The organism is Kurthia sp. ISK08 (genome assembly GCF_046159805.1).
GTDB lineage: Bacteria > Bacillota > Bacilli > Bacillales_A > Planococcaceae > Kurthia > Kurthia gibsonii.
In genome coordinates this window covers 168,713-185,742 of record NZ_JBJXHL010000006.1, presented here as the reverse complement: position 1 = coordinate 185,742, position 17,030 = coordinate 168,713, and the positions used below count along the sequence as shown (strand labels likewise).

Annotated in this window: 18 protein-coding genes; 12 read left to right on the top strand and 6 right to left on the bottom strand. The window is 37.4% G+C overall.

The features are described 5' to 3' along the window. The first annotated feature begins 257 nt into the window (after positions 1-257). The 7 genes from ACKVQX_RS12160 to ACKVQX_RS12130 all read left to right on the top strand — a co-directional run bounded on the left by ACKVQX_RS12160 (position 258) and on the right by ACKVQX_RS12130 (position 6,194). Positions 258-752, top strand: a complete 495-nt coding sequence (locus tag ACKVQX_RS12160; protein WP_285215601.1) for a VanZ family protein — start codon at positions 258-260, stop codon at positions 750-752. Positions 753-878: 126 nt separating this feature from the next. Continuing rightward, entirely contained in the window at positions 879-1,931 is a 1,053-nt protein-coding gene (locus ACKVQX_RS12155; protein ID WP_409136370.1) for an ABC transporter permease, read from the top strand. Further along, on the top strand, positions 1,932-3,104 hold the full coding sequence (locus tag ACKVQX_RS12150) for an ABC transporter permease (protein WP_409136369.1): 1,173 nt from the start codon (positions 1,932-1,934) through the stop codon (positions 3,102-3,104). Beyond that, positions 3,101-3,790, top strand: a complete 690-nt coding sequence (locus ACKVQX_RS12145; RefSeq protein WP_068450245.1) for an ABC transporter ATP-binding protein — start codon at positions 3,101-3,103, stop codon at positions 3,788-3,790. Before ACKVQX_RS12150 ends, ACKVQX_RS12145 begins: the two co-directional genes overlap by 4 nt. A 401-nt stretch (positions 3,791-4,191) precedes the next feature. Continuing rightward, positions 4,192-5,355 (top strand): iron-containing alcohol dehydrogenase, encoded by a 1,164-nt coding sequence (locus tag ACKVQX_RS12140; protein ID WP_325943635.1) that lies wholly within the window; start codon positions 4,192-4,194, stop codon positions 5,353-5,355. 52 nt (positions 5,356-5,407) lie between these two features. Beyond that, positions 5,408-5,824 (top strand): VOC family protein, encoded by a 417-nt coding sequence (locus ACKVQX_RS12135; protein WP_121177718.1) that lies wholly within the window; start codon positions 5,408-5,410, stop codon positions 5,822-5,824. Between the two features lie 76 nt (positions 5,825-5,900). After that, positions 5,901-6,194: a hypothetical protein gene (locus ACKVQX_RS12130; protein WP_087681010.1), complete on the top strand. Its 294-nt coding sequence runs from the start codon at positions 5,901-5,903 to the stop codon at positions 6,192-6,194. 49 nt (positions 6,195-6,243) lie between these two features. Here ACKVQX_RS12130 and ACKVQX_RS12125 read toward each other — a convergent pair whose 3' ends face one another. The 3 genes from ACKVQX_RS12125 to fdhF are packed head-to-tail and all read right to left on the bottom strand — an operon-like array spanning position 6,244 to position 10,723. Beyond that, the gene (locus tag ACKVQX_RS12125) at positions 6,244-7,290 is read right to left on the bottom strand and encodes an Mrp/NBP35 family ATP-binding protein (RefSeq protein ID WP_325943637.1); all 1,047 of its coding nucleotides are present in this window, start codon (positions 7,288-7,290) and stop codon (positions 6,244-6,246) included. A 17-nt stretch (positions 7,291-7,307) separates the two neighbouring features. Then, positions 7,308-7,784: a DUF1641 domain-containing protein gene (locus ACKVQX_RS12120; protein WP_121177714.1), complete on the bottom strand. Its 477-nt coding sequence runs from the start codon at positions 7,782-7,784 to the stop codon at positions 7,308-7,310. A gap of 2 nt (positions 7,785-7,786) precedes the next feature. Beyond that, positions 7,787-10,723: a formate dehydrogenase subunit alpha gene (fdhF, locus tag ACKVQX_RS12115; protein ID WP_087681013.1), complete on the bottom strand. Its 2,937-nt coding sequence runs from the start codon at positions 10,721-10,723 to the stop codon at positions 7,787-7,789. A 571-nt stretch (positions 10,724-11,294) separates the two neighbouring features. Between fdhF and ACKVQX_RS12110 the strand changes: the two genes are divergently transcribed. Genes ACKVQX_RS12110 through ACKVQX_RS12095 form a run of 4 tightly spaced genes read left to right on the top strand, consistent with a single transcriptional unit; the run spans position 11,295 to position 14,315 of the window. Beyond that, a complete protein-coding gene (locus ACKVQX_RS12110) occupies positions 11,295-11,642 on the top strand; it encodes a DUF2294 domain-containing protein (RefSeq protein WP_068450260.1) in 348 nt (115 codons plus the stop codon). Positions 11,643-11,655: 13 nt separating this feature from the next. Then, positions 11,656-12,456 carry a formate dehydrogenase accessory sulfurtransferase FdhD gene (gene fdhD / locus ACKVQX_RS12105; RefSeq protein ID WP_068450262.1) on the top strand — a complete coding sequence of 267 codons (801 nt, stop codon included), beginning with the start codon at positions 11,656-11,658 and terminating at the stop codon, positions 12,454-12,456. 30 nt (positions 12,457-12,486) lie between these two features. Further along, a complete protein-coding gene (gene moaA / locus ACKVQX_RS12100; protein ID WP_409136368.1) occupies positions 12,487-13,503 on the top strand; it encodes a GTP 3',8-cyclase MoaA in 1,017 nt (338 codons plus the stop codon). 29 nt (positions 13,504-13,532) lie between these two features. Next, a complete protein-coding gene (locus tag ACKVQX_RS12095) occupies positions 13,533-14,315 on the top strand; it encodes a formate/nitrite transporter family protein (RefSeq protein WP_325922502.1) in 783 nt (260 codons plus the stop codon). A gap of 41 nt (positions 14,316-14,356) precedes the next feature. Here ACKVQX_RS12095 and moaC read toward each other — a convergent pair whose 3' ends face one another. Genes moaC through ACKVQX_RS12080 form a run of 3 tightly spaced genes read right to left on the bottom strand, consistent with a single transcriptional unit; the run spans position 14,357 to position 15,906 of the window. After that, entirely contained in the window at positions 14,357-14,839 is a 483-nt protein-coding gene (gene moaC / locus ACKVQX_RS12090; RefSeq protein WP_121177706.1) for a cyclic pyranopterin monophosphate synthase MoaC, read from the bottom strand. Between the two features lie 3 nt (positions 14,840-14,842). Beyond that, positions 14,843-15,415: a molybdenum cofactor guanylyltransferase gene (locus tag ACKVQX_RS12085; protein WP_409136367.1), complete on the bottom strand. Its 573-nt coding sequence runs from the start codon at positions 15,413-15,415 to the stop codon at positions 14,843-14,845. After that, on the bottom strand, positions 15,412-15,906 hold the full coding sequence (locus ACKVQX_RS12080; protein ID WP_087681018.1) for a molybdenum cofactor biosynthesis protein B: 495 nt from the start codon (positions 15,904-15,906) through the stop codon (positions 15,412-15,414). The genes ACKVQX_RS12085 and ACKVQX_RS12080 overlap by 4 nt, the downstream gene beginning before the upstream one ends. Before the next feature lie 95 nt (positions 15,907-16,001). On the opposite strand from ACKVQX_RS12080, the gene ACKVQX_RS12075 reads away from it, so the two are divergent. Then, positions 16,002-17,018 (top strand): MoeB/ThiF family adenylyltransferase, encoded by a 1,017-nt coding sequence (locus tag ACKVQX_RS12075; RefSeq protein WP_087681019.1) that lies wholly within the window; start codon positions 16,002-16,004, stop codon positions 17,016-17,018. Positions 17,019-17,030: the final 12 nt, after the last annotated feature.

The following is a 17,030-nucleotide window of genomic DNA, read 5'->3' as shown; positions in this document are numbered from 1 at the left end:
CCTTCTATCTATAAAATGAACATTCTATAAAATTAACATTTGCAGCATACTTTTAATCAAACTTTATTCCAAACCAACATTATAGAACTAAGCATTTAAAATAGAATTTGATTTAACCCTACCTACATGGATATTTTGTGCATATAGGTAGGGTTTATTTTTGAATAAAACAGATTTTTTCTATATAACCCTTTTTATGGTAACTTTGTCATTTGTGAAGCGTTCTATTTTATAGACAAAAATTAAAGGGGTGTAAGATGCAAAAATCAATGAAGGGTATTTTATGGGGAATTTTTCTGCTCTATTTACTATTGTTAACGTATCAATTACTGATGAAATATTATAGTATCAGTCAGATTGGGCGCTTATTGTTGTTTCAAGAGGAAGGGCTATTCTTTTTGAAAGAAGTGAATCTTGTGCCTTTCCATACGATTCAATCGTATGTACAAATCGAGGGAACAACGTTTTTGAGTGCGATGCGTAATCTTATTGGGAATGTTATTGGTTTTGTACCGTTTGGCTTCTTTGCTGCACTGATCATTTTCAAGCGTCCAACATGGCTGAAGGTAATTGGGGCAACTTTTATGTGTAGTTTATTCTATGAAACAATCCAATATATTTTCACGCTCGGACTATTTGATGTGGACGATTTACTATTAAATACGCTTGGTGGAGCAATCGGCTATGGGTGCTACTGGATTATGAAGCGATATTTAGAGAGATTGAAAAGAAATCGGATAACAACTGTCTGAGACCCAAACATGATGCGAAAGAAATAGTATATATAAGTAAAAAGATGCTTTTTTTAGTGAATGATAGAAGTGGTTAATTTTGTATGATAACCTTTTATAAGGAAATTATATGAAGGGAGTATGTATGTGTCGTTAAAGTACATACATAATCAGATTATGCCTGCTCAAAAATCGTTTTACTTATTTATTTATTATATTGTTTTTACCGTATTTGTTTGTTTAGTTTTTTCTTCACTTGCTACTTCTTTTGAGAATAGCGGGAAGTTAGAAGATGGCTTAACCGAACAAAGTTTTCAATTAACTGTTACAAAAGAGCAAAGTCCAAGCGTTACGGTGAAAGAATGGTTAGATACCGTTCGCAAAAAGGATGACTCTTTTTTAGTGATGAAGCGTGATGCTTCGTATGTTAGTAAGGAGATCTTTCTTCAAAACTATCCTTTCCGATTAGCAAGTGATGAAAAAATCGAGGGGTTACCTAATCAAAGTGCTTTCGTCGATGAAAGTTATAAACAAAATTTTAATGAAGGTTCAGGTAAACCCTCTCTTCGTGCTTTTGGGAAGGTCTACACAGTGTATGCAACATTTAATAACCCAAATGATAGTTTGCGTATGAATAGTACGATTTACTACACAATGAATCAGAAGGCGAAGTTTGAAGGAGATTTTTTAATAGATGGAATCGAAAAAAAGGAATTACAAGAGGTTGTACATACATTTCAAATGCAACATGAAGGCGTAGATTTGGAACTTACATCGAATCAATTATCTCTAATGGAACGTATAACATTTGTCTTTAAAGAACAAATGATTTTACTAATTGTATTGATGCTGACACTTATTTTAATTTTGATTAATACCATTGCGACGATTATTACATGGATTGAGTCACGTAAAGAAGAAATTCATATTCGTTATATGGTTGGTGGCAGCTACCAAAGGATTCAATGGGGATTATTAAAAGATTATTGGTTTATTATTTTCAGTAGCTTTATCATCGGGACAATCATTGCGTATGCAATTTATCAGATTCAGCTATTTGATACATTAATTCATACGTTTCGCTTTGATGCGGTACTCTATACATTCATTTTCTGTTTTGTATTAGGTACGAGTATTGCATATCCAAGTATTCGTTATTACTATCAAACGCATATTGTGAAAAAGGAGCGAAAACGATAGATGAAGCAAATACAATTTGCCTTAGAAGATTTGTGGAAGCGTAAATGGCTCTCTCTATTATTATGGCTACAGTGTATTCTTTTACTTTTCATTGCGAATTTTGTTATTGAAAACATCAAAGATTTATCCAATATGAAACAAGAAGTGAATCGCTTAACAAAGTCAGAGCCAATTTACTATTTCTACGATTTAACAACGGAAAAACAGTTAGATCAGACGTTGAATCAGCCAAAACATTTAGATGATTATAAAGCAATTTATAAAAAAATTTATGAGAAGAAAGATGGTAGAGCCTTTTCATTATATACAACAACATATCCATTTGACTTACAGTATTTCGAACCTAATTTACGTGATGTCATTGTGGAGGGACATCAAGTCTATATTGATGTTTTACCTTTTGCAAATGCTTCATTTTATGATTTTGCGCAATTGAAGTTATCGCAGGGAAGATACTTTCATCAGGATGAAATTCAAACGACAAAGCAACCTATTCCGGTTGTTATTGGTTCGGGATTAGCAGCGTCACTACAAGTGGGTAGTGAATTTACGAGTGATGAGGAACATTATCGTGTTATTGGTATTTTAGAAGAGAATATGAGTTATATTAATCTCGCTGCATCAAAAGATTTTATCTCATTGGATTATGCAATCTTACTTCCAACACCTGTATTAGAGGATAATACAGATTATTATGCGCTATTAAGTGGGACGATGATTCCAACTTCAAATGAACAAGAAATACGTGATACGATGACATTTATTCAAAATCAGGGGCATGTCTCTTTTGTTTATCGAGATTTAAGTAAGCAGATGCCTTATGTAATGGAAGATAAGAAAAAGTGGATTCAAATGCAGTTGATGCTTACGATTTTAATTAGTATTTTCACATTGATTAGCATTACCGTATCGTATTTACAATTTATTCGAAAATACATGTTTGAGCTAGGTGTACATATTTTAACAGGTGCAACGAAAAATCAAATTATCTTCCGTTTATGTAGCCAGCTTATTATATTATTTGCACTTGCCAATAGTGTCGTATTTATGATTCTTCATCGATTCCAAATCTCAATCATGATGACGGTGATTTCTTGTATGATTTTATGGATTGTACCCATCATTCGTATTCGAAAAATGAAAATTGATCAAATGCTAAGGAGAAAATCATGAGGAAATTAATAGAAGTGAAACATTTATCAAAGAGTTATCGCATCTCATCAAAAGAGCAAGTTCAAGCTTTGCAAGATGTGAACTTCACCATTCATGAAGGAGAAATGATTGCAATTGTTGGAACATCTGGTTCTGGTAAATCTACATTGTTACGTATTTTAGGGTGTATTGATTCACAAACAACAGGTCATTATCATCTGAATGGTTTTGATATTGAGGGGAAAACGGATCAAGAATTAGCGCACATACGAAATCAATCGATTGGCTTTGTAATGCAGGACTTTTCATTAATTGAGGACTACTCTGTGAAAAAGAACGTGTTATTGCCACTTACGTATGAAAAGAATAAAGAAAAGAGACAACAACAAAAACAACATTTGTTACCATTGCTTCAAAAGCTCAATATAGCGAGTAAAGAGAATCAAAAAGTAACTTCTTTATCTGGTGGACAAAAACAGCGTGTCGCGATTGCACGTGCATTAATTAATAATCCAGCTATTTTATTAGCTGATGAACCAACAGGTGCTTTAGATCAAAAGACTTCCAAAGAAATTATGAACATTTTACATGAACTTCATGCAGAAGGAAAAACGATTATTATTGTGACACATGACTTACAAATCGCTGAACAATGTCAGCGCATTTTTAGAATTGAAGACGGTCTGTTAAATGAAGTCTATTCTTAAAATTGGAACAATCTAACATATGAAACGTCATGTATGTTTCATAAGGAGTGATTGTTCATGGAGATAATTTTTTTAAGTATAGCGCTTGTTGCAACAGTAATCAGGCTTTTACAGTTTAAGAGAGGTTATATAGCGATGTGGGTTGCGCTTTCAGCAACTGCGTTGACTCTGTGTTCGTTTATAACGATGATTGTAGGTTGGATCAGTCACAATGATATGGGTGCCCTAGCAGATGTGGTTCCGACTATGCATATAGTGTGTTGGATTTTTACGGTGTGTATGATTGTACTAAATGTATTACCACTCGTTTTAAAAAAATGAGCTAATTAATTGTATCCATGCGTTAAAAAATGTAAGCTAAGTACATTCAAAATGATAGCTGAATCCAAGGAGGAACATGCATGGAAAATTTTAAGTATCAAAACCCAACGAAAATTGTTTTTGGTAAGGGGCAAATTCAGTCATTAGATCAAGAAATACCAACGGATGCAAAACGCGTTCTTCTATTATATGGCGGCGGTAGTATTAAAAAGAATGGTGTTTATAATGAAGTAATAAAACATCTACAAGCTGCAGGTAAAGAAGTAGTTGAGCTTTCTGGTGTAGAACCAAATCCACGTCTGACAACTGTTCAAAAGGGAATTGATCTTGTAAAAGAGCATGAACTTGATTTTATTTTAGCTGTTGGTGGCGGTAGTGTTATTGACTGTGCTAAGGCAATTGCTATTGGTTCACGTTACGATGGGGATGTATGGGATATTATTCTTAAAAAAGCAGTGCCAACATCGGCAGTACCTTTTGGAACAGTGTTAACAATCGCAGCAACAGGTTCTGAAATGAATAGTGGCGGTGTTATTACAAACTGGGAAGAGAATGATAAGCGTTCATTCGGTTCGATTTATACGTATCCGAAATTCAGTATTTTAGATCCTGAATTAACGTATTCTGTACCATTGAATCAAACAATTTACGGTATTGTTGATACGATGTCGCATGTATTCGAGCAATATTTCAATGCGTCAACGAACACACCGCTACAAGACCGTTTTGGCGAGTCGATTTTACGTACAGTACTTGAAGTAGGTCCAAAACTTGTGAAGGATTTACATTCATACGAATATCGTGAAGTAATGATGTTAAACAGTACATTCGCATTGAATGGTGTCTTATCAATGGGTGTGAAAACAGACTGGGCGACACATATGATTGAACATGCAGTTTCTGCTGTGTATGATATTCCACATGGTGGCGGTTTAGCGATTCTATTCCCTTCTTGGATGTCATTCGTTAGCGAACAAAAACCTGAAAAAGTGGCGCAACTAGGTAAGAATGTCTTTGATTTAGATGCGACAGGGAAGACGGATGCAGAGCTTGCGAAAGAAACGATTGCGGCTTTACAAGAATTCTGGACTTCAATTGGTGCGCCAACAAAATTAGCTGATTTTGATATTGATGATGCACAGCTTGATTTAATGGCAGAGCGTTCAATGGTTGCTGAAAAAATCGGTAGCTATGTGCCACTATCAAAAGAAGACGTAAAAGAAATTTTAAAACGTTCATTATAATAGAGGAGGCTAAGGAGGAATCCTTAGTCTTTTTTAATAGGAGGAAATCGAGATGAAACAATCGATTGTACATGTTGCACTTGTCGTAAAAGATTATGATGAGGCGATTGCATTTTATACAGAAAAACTGCATTTTACATTGGTGGAAGATACAGAACAACCAGAGCAGAATAAGCGATGGGTAGTCGTATCACCACCTAATTCGAATGGAACGAATCTATTATTAGCGCGTGCTTCGAATGAAGAACAGCAAGCTTTTATCGGACAACAGTCGGGTGGACGCGTCTTTTTATTTTTACAAACGGATGATTTTGAGCGTGATGTACGTGATATGCGCGAAAAGGGGATTGAGTTTGTAAGAGAGCCACAGACGCAACCGTACGGAAAAGTAGCTGTGTTTTCAGATTTATACGGAAACTTGTGGGACTTAATTGAGTTTGTTGATGGGCATCCACTTAAACAGCAGTGAGAGCAGATTTCTCAATCGAAAAATAGTATAATATTTAAATAGGAAGAAACTCGATTGAAAAGGATGTTTAATACGTATGGATGAACAAGTAAAATTGTGGATTACACAGTTTCAACAAGAAAAAGATGCGGATGCTTTAGAGAAGTTAAAGGAATATTGTGTGGTCATGATTGAACCACTCATTGTGGAGTTTACAGAGAAGTACGGGGAGGAAGCTGGTGTGCTGTTACGTTCAAAATGGGATAAGCGCTTCTTCTTTATCTTTTCAAAATATCAATTGAATGTAGGATTATCACTTGAGAGTTTTGTTCAAAACACATATCGCTTTTACTTCATGCAAGTATTGCGAAAAGCAGGGTATATTCAATAATAAAAAACAGGTTGGAAACATAGTATATATGTTCCAGCCTGTTTTTAAATTAGCTATAAATGATATCTTCTGCAAGGTTTGTGAATACTTCACCTACGACAGAGTCTTCATCGTAAATCGATGAGCCAAGATTTTCTTCTGGTTTTGCGAATGGTACGCGTGCGATGACGTCACACTTTAGTGAGCGTGCAAGGTTGTCGCCGCCACCTTGACCTAGAATATAGTTCTTCTGACCATCTGGTGTTTCAAAGTATGCCATGTTTTCAACGACACCTAACACTTCATGTTTTGTATGAATTGCCATCATACCTGCACGAGAGGCAACGTATGATGCGGTGTTATGTGGTGTTGTGACGATGATTTCTTTTGCTTGTGGAATCATCGCCGCGACGTCGATTGCGACATCTCCTGTTCCTGGTGGTAGGTCAATTAGTAAATAATCGAGTTCGCCCCAATGTGTATTCACAAGGAAATTACGAATCCATTTATTTAGCATTGGTCCACGCCACATCACAGGTTGATTGTCTTTTGTATAGAAGCCCATCGACATAATTTTAACGCCAGCTACTTCTACAGGAATCGCTGTTTGGTCAATCATTGTTGGTTTTTGTTGTGTACGCATCATAGCAGGAATACTAAAGCCATAAATATCAGCGTCCACAATCCCAACACGTTTGCCAAGTCTCGCAAGTGCAGTCGCTAGGTTAATCGTTACGGTTGATTTACCTACGCCACCTTTACCACTTGTGATGGCGATAAATTGTACACCTGAATCGGGTTCTAACATTTTCGGCATACCTTGCTTGTTGACGTTTTGTGTTTTTAACGAAGCAGTTAAAGCCATGCGTTCTTCATCGGTCATTGTACCGAATTGTAATGCTACTTCTGTTGCGCCGATTGCTTTTAATGCATCTTCCACGTCTTGTTGGATTTTAGCTTTTAGCGGGCAACCTTTAATTGTTAGCACTACTTCTAACGAAACATGCGTACCATCAATTTGAACATTGCGTACCATATTTAGTTCGACAACGCTTTTATGAAGTTCAGGATCTTGCACGTCTTTTAATGCATTCACCACATTTTCTTTTGTTAACATACGGGTATACCACCTTACTATTTTAAATTACTGCCAAGCCCTTTAAGGAAATGGATACCGAAATTCATCGCGCGATTGACATCTGGATCGTTCATCATTTTGATGAGTTTTAGTTTGCTGATTTTATCTTGTTCAGCGATTGCTTTATTCGCTTCGTCCACGCCACTCATCAAACCTGCTACTAACTTTGTAGTGACAGCAGGATCTAAAGAGGCAAGTGCCCCTGCAGCGCCCATCATGTTATTGATGATGTTCGTTACAGGTTTACTTGTTAATTGACCTAATGCGATATTTGCTACGTCTTCTTTTGCTTCAAGCATTTTGTTTGCTGCGTCTAAAGCGCCGATTGAATCAAGTTCACCAATCAATTGCATGATTTGTTGAATGGCACTGTCGTTTTCGCTCACTAATTGCTTTAAGTTTTCTAGCTTTTGTTCTGTTACTTGTTCTTCTGTTAGAACTTGTTTTTTAATCGTATTAATTGGTGCAGCCATAATTATTCTCCCCCGTTCGTTGTTAAGTGTACATAACCTGGGCGATCCCATTTACGTTGTACTTCAACACCGTTTTGCGGATGACGTTTTTTAGAACGTGGATTTGTTCTTGGAAGCGGTGATTTACCTTTTGATTTTAAAACTTCCACACGTACTTTTGTTTGTTTATAAGCAGGTGTAGATGTATTCACATCTAATGTTTGACCTGTTAAGAAGTTGATTGCTGAATCTTTACTTGTCGAGTTCATCGGTAAGAATAGTTCGTTACCTTGTACACGATCTGTAATTAACGCTGGTAATTTTAGTGCGCCATTTGGTGATACTAATCGAAGTAATGCACCTTCTTCAATACCACGTTCTTTTGCAAGTTCAGGTGATACTTCGACATAAATTTCAGGTACTTTTGATTGAATACCTTGTGATTTGTTCGTCATATTTCCTTCGTGGAAGTGTTCTAAAATACGTCCGTTATTAATTAAGCAATCATATTGTGCTTCATATTCTACTGGTGGAATCCAGTCATTTAATGCGAAGCGCGCTTTTTTGTCTGGGAAGTTGAAGCCATCTTCGTAAAGAAGTGGTGTATCTTTACCATCTAGGCTACCCCAACAGAAGCTACCCCAGTTTTCAAGAACATCATAGTTTGCTTGTGCAAAGAATGGTGTTAAGCTTGCCATTTCAGCGAAGATTTCACTTGGGTGGCTGTAGTTCCAATCAGCACCTAAACGACGTGCTACATCTTGTAGAATAACCCAGTCTGGTTTTGATTCTCCAAGAGATGGAAGTACTTGATATAGACGTTGAACACGACGTTCTGTATTTGTGAATGTACCTTCTTTTTCAAGTGATGGAGATGCTGGTAAGATGACATCTGCATATTGAGCTGTACGTGATAGGAAGCAATCTTGTACAACGAAGAATTCAAGTTGTGATAGTACATAATCGACATGGTTTGAATCACAGTCTACTAATGCCATATCTTCCCCAACTAAATACATCGCCTTCATATCGCCATCTGTAATCGCATCCAGCATTGCCATGTTTGTACGACCAGGTTCAGCTGGGATTTTTGAGCCATATGCTTCTTCGAATTTTTGACGCGCTGCATCGTCCGTTACTTTTTGGTAACCCGGTAATACGTTTGGTAATGTACCCATATCACAAGCACCTTGTACGTTATTGTGACCACGTAATGGATAAGCGCCTGCGCCTGGGCGACGGTAGTTACCTGTCGCAAGTAGTAAGTTTGAGATAGCTGCTGAAGTATAAGAACCACCGTTATTTTGTGTAACACCCATACCCCACAGTACACATGTACCGTCTGCTTCTTTAATCATCTTCGCTACTTCGATTAATGTCTCTTTTGAAATACCTGTTTCTTTTTCAGCGTATTCAAGTGTGTATTTATCAAGAACTTGTTTGAATTCTTCATAGAAGTTCACGTTGTTTTGGATGAACGCTTCATCATGCCATCCTTGGTCGATGATGTATTTTGTCACAGCCATTAACCATACTTGGTCTGTGCCTTGGTTTGGATGCATGTAAATGTCTGAGCGCTCTGCCATTTCGTTTTTACGAACGTCCGAAACGATTAATTTTTGACCGTGTAATTTATGTGCACGTTTTACGCGTGTTGCTAAAACAGGGTGTCCCTCTGCTGGATTTGCACCAACGATAATAACTAAGCCTGCTTTTGCGATATCTTTAATCGTACCTGCGTCACCACCGATACCAACTGTACGTTGTAAACCATCTGAAGCAGGTGATTGACAGTAGCGTGAGCAGTTATCGACATCATTCGTTTCGAATAATTGGCGTGCCATTTTTTGAATTAAGTAGTTTTCTTCGTTTGTAATTTTTGAAGAAGAGATGAATCCGACAGAGCCAGGACCATGTTCTTTTTGGATACCGCCTAATTTTGTAGCGATTAAATCAAGTGCTTCATCCCAAGATGATTCAACGAATTCATCATTTTTACGGATTAATGGTTTTGTAATACGTTCTTCTGAGTTGACGAAGTCCCAACCGAATTTACCTTTAACACAAGTTGAGATGGCATTAACAGGTCCTTCAGAAGGTTGAACTTTTAAGATTTTACGACCTTTTGTCCAAACTTCGAATGAACAACCGACACCACAGAATGTACAAACTGTTTTTGTTTTCTTTGTACGTTTACTACGCATCGCTGCTTCAATTTCAGAAATTGCAAAAATACCGCTATAACCTGGTTCTACTTCTTTGATTAAATCAATCATTGGTTCTAATGTATCTTGTTTAATACTTGTCATGAAGCCAGCTTCACCAAGCATTGATTTTTCCATTAGTGCGTTACATGGACATACAGTTACACATTGACCACAACTTACACATGAAGAATCATTGATGTCGACGCCTTCATCCCAAATAACACGAGGACGTTCAGCTTCCCAATCAAGTGATAATGTTTCGTTAACTTGTAGGTTTTGACATACTTCAACACATTGACCACAAGCGATACATTGGTTGGCATCGTAACGGTAGAATGGGTGAGAGCTATCTACTGCATTCTCTGGTTCTTCTTTTGGAGAGAAAGGATATTTTTGATGTTCAATACCCATCATTTCAGTTGTGTTGTGCAATGTACAGTTACCATTGTTGTTATCACAAACTGTGCAATAAAGCATATGGTTTTCGAGTAAACGATCCATCGCTTCTGTTTGTGCACCTTTGGCATTAGGGGAGTCGAGTTGAATGTTCATACCGTCAACCGCTTTTGTTGAACATGAGCGTACAAGTTGACCGTCTACTTCGACGATACAAGTATCACATGTTTTAATCGGGTCAACTGAAGGTACATAACATACTTGTGGATGTTCGATGTTGTATTTATTGATTGTCTCAAGAATCGTTGCATCTTGCTCAACGTCATAAGGCAAACCGTTAATTTTGATTTGTGTCATGGGCTAGTTCCTCCGTTTTGTATTTTGATACGTTATCATCAGCGCGTTCATTTTGAAAAAAATGAGAGAATAGAAAAAATGAGCTTTTTTAAAAAAATTGTCTTGTTATGTATTTCTATTCCCTAAATTCCACAAAATAAATAAACAAGTGGTGATCTGTGTATCGAAACTTTGTAAAAAAAAATCCACCATGAATCAGCACACAAAAAGTTTGTATGTTGATTAGACATGGTGGATAAAATTCTTAGCATCTCTTGCTAAAAATCCAATCTACTTTTTAAATTGTTAGACTTAACTCATCGTTAAGAAAAATAGCATTTACCCATTCGAATGGAATAAGAAAATACCAAAAATCATAACGAAAAGAAAAATCCATATAACTGACACAATTATAGACCTATTCATCCGATTACACAATATCATCCGAGAAATATTCTTTATTGAGAATTATTATCAATAAAAAAAGCTCTTTAAATTTCTGAGGAGTTGCTTTATCATTAACCAATTGTAAGGGTGGGCTCGTCGTTGAAATGGTAAAATCAAGTAAAAACATGTGAGGAGAATGGTTAATATGTCTCAAAAAATTCATGCGTTTAATGATATTATTCGTAAGCTACGAAAGGATTTATTCGGTAAAGGTCCAGAACGAATTCACACCGTTTTTGTGGAGAATATGGCAGTATCGACATTGGTGGGAAATATCACACCAACGGAAAAATTCATCGCAAATTCGCCAGAAGGACTTAAAATGGTTCACGCTGCGAGAACTTCGATGATTCAAGATTTATATGCTGAAAAAACACCTGATGGCATGGAGGAGTTAGTTGGTTCTAAGCTTGTTCACCTTTTCTCTGATATTAAAATTGAAGAGGATATTGCCATTTCTGTTTTTGTCTTTGAGGACAATATTACGGAGTAGAGGGAGATGCCAGATGGAAAACACAGTAAAAAGAAATGTTCTTCGTATTGTGGGAAATAATGCGAAAGAAATGGAAGATACGATTGTGACAGAATACGCGGTTACTGTAAAAGTAAACCAAGAAGAATTTGTCACGATGGTTTGTACACCTGAATATGTAGAAGATATGGTTATTGGTTACCTAGCTTCTGAACGTGTCATTCGAGATTTTGATGATATCGAACAAATTTGGCATCAAGAGAAAGAAGGATTCGTACATGTGAAAACGAAACGCGTCAATCCATATTTCCAACAGATGCAAAATAAGCGCTACATTACATCGTGTTGTGGTGCCAGTCGTCAAGGGTTTGTCTTTGCGAATGATGCTTTAGTGGCAAAGAAGATGGAAGAAGTACATGTGCGCGTTACACCAGAAGAATGTCATCGTCTTATGCACAACATGCAAAATGATGCGACAATTTTTCAGGAAACAGGCGGCGTGCATAATGCTGCACTCTGTGATGCTTCAGGTATCGTATTAAGTCGTATGGACATCGGTCGTCATAATGCACTCGATAAAATTTACGGTTATTGCCTACGTAATCAAATCTCGATGCAAGATAAAATCATTGTATTCAGCGGACGCATCTCTTCAGAAATTTTACTGAAAGTATCAAAAATTGGCTGTGAAATCGTCTTATCAAAATCTGCACCAACAGCTTTGGCTTTAGAATTAGCAGACCATTTAGGTATTACAACAGTAGGCTTCATTCGAAAAGAGGGAATGAATGTATATACACATCAAGAACGCATTCAATTACAAGACGAATGTTAATTTGGATGAAAAAAGAAGGAGGAATTTCATATGAATCATGTTAAAGACCAACTTCAAAGACCGCTTAGGGATTTACGAATATCCGTAACAGATCGTTGTAATTTTCGTTGTAGCTACTGTATGCCAGCAGAAGTATTTGGACCTGATTATGCCTTTTTACCACACGATAAAATCCTCAGTTTTGAAGAAATTCAAAGACTGGTAAAAGTATTTGTATCGCTCGGAGTTGAAAAAATTCGGATTACAGGTGGAGAACCTTTATTACGAAAAGACTTACCTACACTTATTCACATGATTGACGCTGTAGAAGGCGTGAAAGATATTGCGATGACGACGAACGGGACACTATTAAAAAAATTCGCCCAACCTTTAAAAGATGCGGGTTTACAAAGAGTGTCGATTAGCTTGGATTCATTAGATGAGGATCGATTCTTTGAGATGAATGGTCGACGTGGTCGAGTGAAAACTGTTTTAGAAGGTATTGAAAAAGCCGCTGAAGTAGGACTTCAAGTGAAGATTAATATGGTTGTGAAGAAGGGGGTCAATGATCAAGATATTGAACAGATGGCTGCTTTCTTCAAGGAGAGACAACATATTCTTCGCTATATTGAATATATGGATGTCGGAAATTCAAACGGCTGGCGTTTAGATGATGTTGTTTCGAAAAAAGAGATTGTTGAAAAAGTAAATGCTTTTTCGCCCATTCAACCGATTTCCCCGAACTATACAGGGGAGGTCGCATCCCGCTTTGAATACGCAGATCAAAAGACAGAGGTTGGTGTCATATCATCCGTTACCGACTCGTTTTGCTCTACATGTTCACGCGCGCGTATTTCGGCTGAAGGGAAGTTATACACATGTTTATTTGCGACAAAAGGAACGGATTTACGAGACTTAATTCGCAATGAAGAAGATGATGAAATCGTATTAAAACAGATTTCACATGTTTGGGAAAACAGAAACGATCGTTATTCAGATGAACGAAATGAGCAGACGATGAAAGAGAGAAAGAAACATAAAATCGAGATGTCTCATATCGGTGGATAATGTACAAATTTGAGGAGATGTAAGAAGTTATGAGTTTTAATAAACCTGCAGAAATCGCAGAAATTGCTGTAAATGTTGGTGTCGAGAAAGTCGCATCACCAATCAAAAAAATGCTCGTTCTTGGTTTTTTAGGCGGCGCATTTATCGCATTAGGATTTTTATTAGATATTCGTGTTATGGCAGCTATGCCAGCAGAGTGGGGAAGCTTCATCACATTAATTGGAGCTTCTGTCTTCCCACTTGGTTTGATTCTTGTCTTATTAGCAGGGGCTGATTTAATCACTGGTAATATGATGACCGTACCTTTAGCATTATACGCAAGAAAAATCACATTCACGCAATTATGTATTAACTGGTTCTGGGTAACACTAGCCAACTTATTAGGTGCTTTATTTGTGGCATTTGCTTTCGGTCATTTTTTAGGATTAACAGAGACAGGTCCATTTTTAGATAAGACAATTGCTGTCGCAGACGCTAAAATTGGGGATTCATTCCTACATACATTCGTATCAGGAATCGGTTGTAACTGGTTAGTATGTTTAGCTGTATGGCTATCATTCGGTGCACAAGACTTCATCGGGAAAATCGTTGGTATTTGGTTCCCAGTCATGGCATTCGTTACACTTGGTTTCCAACACGTTGTTGCCAATATGTTCGTTATTCCAGCAGCTATTTTCGCAGGACATGCAACATGGGCAGACTTAGTTTCAAATGTTGTACCAGCATTCTTAGGTAATGCAGTGGGTGGCGCAATCTTTGTTGGTGCAATCTACTTTGTAGCGTACAACAAGAAAAAAGCAGTAGCAAAATAAATAAAAAAGGGGCAAGGTATTTCACCTTTGCCTCTCTCTTTTTATTGATGATTATAAACGCCGCTTTTACCACCCGTTTTTTGAACTAAATAGGTTTCTTTAATCACCATCGATTTATCAACTGCTTTACACATATCGTAGAATGTCAGTGCCGCAATCGAAACAGCTGTCAGTGCTTCCATCTCAACACCTGTTTTACCGCTACATTTGACTGCTACTTCGATATGCAGTTCATAGCCTTGTTCCGCTTTTTGATAATCGAATGTAAAATCTGTACCTTGTAACATAATAGGGTGACACATCGGGATTATATCGGACGTTTTCTTTGCACCCATAATTCCAGCGATTTGTGCCACTTGTGTTGGATCGCCTTTTTTAATACCACCATTTTGAATGGCTTCATACACTTCGTCTGATAGTGTAATCGTACTGCGTGCAATCGCTGTGCGTTTTGAAATATCTTTATCTGAAATATCGACCATTTTCGGTCTACCTTCGTCGTTCCAATGTGTAAAGTTTGTCATAAGTTAATCTCCTTTTGGTAAATCTTGTTCGTAGTTAATATTTGTAAATACACGCTCGTTATCCGAGAATGGAACGTAATGAACGTGGATGAGGTCGAGCAAAGCCTTCATACTTCGTCGCTCTTGTGCGATGAGTTCCGCGGTTTTTTTTAAAATCTTTCGATGGTATAAACCAGCGAGTGGCTGGATGCGTTCATGTTGTTTTGGAATGATGGCGTCGTATGATTCGTCTATCTCATGCAACATTTTTTGAACAAAGTCAGCTGTCATGTAAGGCATATCTGCTGCGATTAAAAAGAACCAATCGACTTCTTTGAATGTTTGAAGCAGTTCATGTAGTACGAAAAGAGGTCCTTGATGTTTTGTTTTTTCAATGAGAAATGTCAGTTGTTCATCTGGTTGAAAGAAGGGGAATAAATCATCATTTGTTGCGATGATATAACATGATAATTGATTTTCTTTCAAGGATTGAAGACTATATTGATAAAGTGGTACATCATGTAAGGGTTCAAACATTTTAGGACGACCAAAGCGAGAGGACTGTCCGCCAGCTAATACGACACCTGCAATATTCATATGCGGTGCAACTCCCCTACGAAGTGTTGTACAGTAGGCAAAATGAGTTTTTGCATGGCTAGATTGACTGCATTTTTTGAACCAGGTATGACATAGATGGCTGTCTGTTTAAAGCAACCAGCAGTAGCTCGGCTGAACATCGCTTTTGGACCAATTTCGTCATAGCTTAATGAACGGAATAACTCACCAAAGCCGATCATCTCTTTTTCAAAAAGAGGTGTAATCGCATCATATGTTTGATCGCGTTGTGAAAATCCAGTGCCACCTGTAATAATAATGGTATTGATGTGTTCTTGAGCAGACCATTGGCGTACATGTTCGAGTATTTGAATGGGTTCGTCGCGTTCGATTACATAGTCGGCAACTTCAAATTTTGCATCTTGTAACAGTGTATGAATTAATTGTCCGCCGGTATCGGTATCCTTCGTTCGCGTATCACTAACCGTTAAGATGGCTGCGTGAATCGCTACTTCTTGATGTGTAGGGTGCAAAGACAGCGACCTCCTTGTGCGTATTTTGAGTCTTATTATAAAGCTATAAATAAAAACGTCAAACAAAAATTGTAAGAGAAAGGTGGCGAGTCGTCATGAATGACCGTTACTCAAGACAAGAATTATTTCGCCCAATTGGTGAAAAAGGACAACAATTATTAAGTGAAAAACATGTGTTAATTGTAGGTGTTGGCGCATTAGGAAGTGCGAGTGCAGAGGCATTGACGCGTGCTGGTGTAGGGAAATTAACGTTAATTGACCGCGACTATGTCGAGTGGAGTAATTTACAAAGACAACAACTTTATACAGAAGCAGATGCAGCTGAAAAACTTCCGAAAGTGATTGCAGCTAAATCACGTTTACAAGCGATTAATTCGGATGTAGAAATCGAAGCGCATATTGCAGATGCCTCGAGCGAATTACTGCCAACACTCGTTGAAACAGTAGATGTCTTAATTGATGCGACTGACAATTTTGATATTCGTTTTATCTTAAATGATATTAGTGCTAAATATAAAATTCCGTGGGTGTATGGTTCATGTGTGAGTAGCTACGGTGCAACTTATACGGTTATTCCAGACGAAACTCCTTGTTTTTACTGTTTAGTTGACGTCATTCCTAAAACGACGATGACCTGTGATACGGCAGGAATTATTAGTCCAGCAGTGCAAATTGTAGCAGCATACCAAGTAGCTGAAACACTGAAAATATTAACGGGGAATATAGAAGCAGTGAACCGTAAATATAAAACATTTGATGTCTGGCAAAATCAACATTTTGAAATTAATGTGGAGAAGATGCAAAATACTGCGTGTCCATGCTGTGGCGAACAAGCGACACATCCTTATTTAGCGTACGAAAATCAAACGAAATTAGATGTTTTATGTGGGCGCGATGCAGTTCAAATTCGTCCGCCAAAAGCGATTCAATATGATTTTCAAGCACTACAGTCTAAACTTGAAAAACAAGGGAATGTGCAGTGTAATCCGTATTTATTATCGTATCAAACGGATACATATCGCTTTGTTTTATTCCAAGATGGTCGCGTCGTCATTCATGGTGTACAAGACCCGCAACAAGCAAAAAAAATCTATTATCAATTACTAGGATGAGGAGTGTTCAAT

Coding starts and splice junctions, on each gene's coding strand:
- ACKVQX_RS12135 (WP_121177718.1), top strand. CDS start 5,408: ATGAAACAATCGATTGTACATGTTGCACTTGTCGTAAAAGATTATGAT.
- fdhF (WP_087681013.1), bottom strand. CDS start 10,723: ATGACACAAATCAAAATTAACGGTTTGCCTTATGACGTTGAGCAAGAT.
- ACKVQX_RS12140 (WP_325943635.1), top strand. CDS start 4,192: ATGGAAAATTTTAAGTATCAAAACCCAACGAAAATTGTTTTTGGTAAG.
- ACKVQX_RS12075 (WP_087681019.1), top strand. CDS start 16,002: ATGAATGACCGTTACTCAAGACAAGAATTATTTCGCCCAATTGGTGAA.
- ACKVQX_RS12095 (WP_325922502.1), top strand. CDS start 13,533: ATGAGTTTTAATAAACCTGCAGAAATCGCAGAAATTGCTGTAAATGTT.
- ACKVQX_RS12160 (WP_285215601.1), top strand. CDS start 258: ATGCAAAAATCAATGAAGGGTATTTTATGGGGAATTTTTCTGCTCTAT.
- ACKVQX_RS12085 (WP_409136367.1), bottom strand. CDS start 15,415: ATGAATATTGCAGGTGTCGTATTAGCTGGCGGACAGTCCTCTCGCTTT.
- ACKVQX_RS12130 (WP_087681010.1), top strand. CDS start 5,901: ATGGATGAACAAGTAAAATTGTGGATTACACAGTTTCAACAAGAAAAA.
- ACKVQX_RS12110 (WP_068450260.1), top strand. CDS start 11,295: ATGTCTCAAAAAATTCATGCGTTTAATGATATTATTCGTAAGCTACGA.
- ACKVQX_RS12120 (WP_121177714.1), bottom strand. CDS start 7,784: ATGGCTGCACCAATTAATACGATTAAAAAACAAGTTCTAACAGAAGAA.
- ACKVQX_RS12125 (WP_325943637.1), bottom strand. CDS start 7,290: ATGTTAACAAAAGAAAATGTGGTGAATGCATTAAAAGACGTGCAAGAT.
- moaA (WP_409136368.1), top strand. CDS start 12,487: ATGAATCATGTTAAAGACCAACTTCAAAGACCGCTTAGGGATTTACGA.
- moaC (WP_121177706.1), bottom strand. CDS start 14,839: ATGACAAACTTTACACATTGGAACGACGAAGGTAGACCGAAAATGGTC.
- fdhD (WP_068450262.1), top strand. CDS start 11,656: ATGGAAAACACAGTAAAAAGAAATGTTCTTCGTATTGTGGGAAATAAT.
- ACKVQX_RS12150 (WP_409136369.1), top strand. CDS start 1,932: ATGAAGCAAATACAATTTGCCTTAGAAGATTTGTGGAAGCGTAAATGG.
- ACKVQX_RS12145 (WP_068450245.1), top strand. CDS start 3,101: ATGAGGAAATTAATAGAAGTGAAACATTTATCAAAGAGTTATCGCATC.